3 protein-coding genes are annotated in these 2,787 nt (G+C 61.7%); all 3 read left to right on the forward strand.

Annotated features, from left to right (window positions below; all coding sequences use genetic code 11):
* Window positions 1-38 precede the first annotated feature (38 nt).
* Window positions 39-941 carry a siderophore-interacting protein gene (locus tag EAW56_RS11585; protein WP_095278983.1) on the forward strand — a complete coding sequence of 301 codons (903 nt, stop codon included), beginning with the start codon at window positions 39-41 and terminating at the stop codon, window positions 939-941.
* 57 nt (window positions 942-998) lie between these two features.
* Window positions 999-1,976 carry a FecCD family ABC transporter permease gene (locus EAW56_RS11590; protein WP_279629704.1) on the forward strand — a complete coding sequence of 326 codons (978 nt, stop codon included), beginning with the start codon at window positions 999-1,001 and terminating at the stop codon, window positions 1,974-1,976.
* A gap of 65 nt (window positions 1,977-2,041) precedes the next feature.
* Window positions 2,042-2,787, forward strand: a 746-nt coding sequence (locus tag EAW56_RS11595; protein WP_167457438.1) for a FecCD family ABC transporter permease, incomplete at its 3' end; no start/stop codon positions are given.

Below are 2,787 nucleotides of genomic sequence, written 5' to 3' on the forward strand. Positions count from 1 at the left end.
TCTTCCTTTAGGTAAGGCAATCCTATATAGTCTGCAGGGTGAGTTTTAGGCCTTTCCTTGCAACCGTCCTCCGTAGTGAACGTGTCGCGCCGAATTTCCAACGAGTGACGTTCACCGGGGTCGATGCAATGGGGCCTGCCGTACCCATCAGGGATTTGCGCATCAAGCTGCTGATCCCGTCTGCCAGCGGAATGCTCAGCCTCCCAGAGGAAGGATGGTGGGACGCGTGGCGTGCGATGCCGGAGCGCACGCGCGGGCACCTCCGTACCTACTCGATTCGAGAGCTCCGACGATGCGCCGACGGCCCTGATGAAATAGATGTGGATTTTGTTCTGCACAGTGACAACCCCGGCCCCGCCTCGGCATGGGCGGAGGACGCGCAACCTGGCCAGCAGCTCCTGATAATTGGGCCGACCCGCGACGATGATTCCGGTGTTGGCATCGAATTCAATCCGGGGTCTGCAGCAATGGCATGCCTCTATGGTGACGAAACCGCGCTTCCAGCAATAGCCCGCATCTTGGAGGATTGGCCCGGGGGTCTCGCCGGGTCTGCTGACATTGAGGTACCGGCCGGCAACCACTTGCCCATCGATGCCCCTGCGCAGGTCGACGTCCGCTGGCACTGCCGCGAACACCACGACGTCGACCACGGGGATTTACTTCGTGCACAACTGCAAGACGATGTCGCATCCCGCTGTGCCTCAGTATCTTCGGGAGCTGGAAAACTAGAGCCAGTTGATGAGGCCCTCCTCGACATGGTCTGGGAGACACCCACGTACTCCAGCGGCGGTGAATCTATCGCCCCCGCTTCGGGTACTGCAGGGCATACCTACTACTGGATCGCAGGGAAGAACACGGCTGTGACGGCGATGCGGCGGCTCCTGGTGAAAGAGGCAGGTGTGCCTCGCCACCACGTGTCGTTTATGGGGTACTGGCGATAACGGGGTTACAACGTGGATAAACGTGTAGGGCTTGTCGCTTTCCTTGCGGCTTTCACCGTGTGCGCAGCATTAGTGTCGCTTCTGTTCGGGGCGCGCGAAATGGGGTTCGCGGCAACGGTGAGCGCGGTTCGCGACGGAATCACGCTGGCGTTCTCGGGAGGCGCCGAACAACTCGAGGCGGCCAGCGACGAGGCGAAGATCATTGCACAACTTCGAGTTCCGCGCACCCTGCTCGGCCTGTTGGTAGGGGCAGCGCTAGGTACAGCGGGGGCGCTGCTGCAGGGCCACACCCGAAACCCGCTCGCAGACACAAACCTGCTGGGCGTAGGGCCCGGTGCGGCGCTCGCAGTGGCGGCAGCTGTTTCCTTTCACGGCTCCATGACGGTGCTGGGCACTGTTGGGGTGGGCTTCCTCGGCGCAATACTCGCGGTGGCGCTCGTGTTCGCGCTTAGCATGAGGAGCCTGGGATCTACCCCAATCATGGTCGTGCTCGGTGGTTCTGCGCTGGGCGCGGTCTGTAGTGCGCTTACCAGTGGCATTGTGCTGACGAATACGCAAAGCCTCAACGAGATGCGGTTTTGGACAGCGGGTGCTATCGCTGGGCGCGACATGCAGGTGGTTGCGGTGCTCGCCCCGGTGATTCTCCTCGGGCTTGTGGGGGCCTTTGCCACGGCCAATCGGGTGAACCTCTTGAACTTGGGAGACGACGTGGCAAGTGGACTTGGGGTGAGCGTCCCCATCGCGCGTGCCGTGGGCATCGTCCTGGTTGCATTGCTTACTGGCGCCGCGGTGGCTGGGGCGGGCCCAATCGGGTTCGTTGGCCTGGTTGTTCCGCACCTTGTGCGCGCCTTCACCGGGCCCGATTACCGCTGGGTGCTGCCCTGCTCCGCGCTGGCTGGGGCCTCGCTACTCTTGCTTGCCGACGTCATTGGCCGCGTCATCGCACGGCCCGGCGAATTGCAGGTGGGTATCACGCTCGCCTTTGTTGGCGCCCCGTTCGCCCTGTACCTCTTGCGTAAAGGGGCGAAACTGTGATGCGGGTTTTCGTGACGAATGGGGTCCTAGCGGTGTTGGCTCTCGCCGCGGCCCTTGGGGGTGTCATGGTCGGAGACTTCGAGCTTACGGTCCGGGATATTGTTTCTGCGCTCATGGGCCAAACCACGGAATTGGCTCGTACGGTGATTATTGAGTGGCGTCTGCCGCGGGTAGTGACAGCTTTGGGAGTAGGAGCTGCGCTGGGTTTTGCGGGGGCGATCTTCCAGACCATCACGAGGAATCCATTGGCGAGCCCAGACATTCTGGGCGTCACCTCGGGTGCCTCCGCTTTCGCGTTGACTGCGTTACTTGCTGGTGGAAGCTCCGGAATGCTGCTGCATCTTCTGGGGGTCCCGCTCAGTGCATTCCTCGGTGGATTGGCAGTGTCTGCGGCAATCTGGTGGCTGAGCCGTGGCGGGGGTCTCGGGTCTTTCCAGCTTGTCTTCGCCGGGATCATCATCAATGCGCTGGTGATGGCATATACCTCGTTCCTGCTCGTTCGCGCCGACTATCGCGATGTGGGCAAAGCGCAGGCGTGGATCACCGGTTCGGTGGGGTCTTCGAACTGGCGCGATGCACTCGCCGTACTTATTGCGCTGGCAGTCGTCGTTCCGTTCTTGCGGTGGGCAGCCTTCAATCTTCAGGCACTCTCGTTAGGTGAGGATACGGCTGCTGGCCTCGGGGTAGAGCCACGGCATATGCAACTCATCCTCATGCTCATGGCTGTAGTGCTGGCATCGATGGCCGTCGCAGCCTCTGGTCCGATAGCATTCGTGGCGTTCGTAGCCCCACAGATCGGACGCAAGATCAC

The sequence above is a fragment of the Corynebacterium gottingense genome (assembly GCF_003693265.1).
GTDB classification, from domain to species: domain Bacteria; phylum Actinomycetota; class Actinomycetes; order Mycobacteriales; family Mycobacteriaceae; genus Corynebacterium; species Corynebacterium gottingense.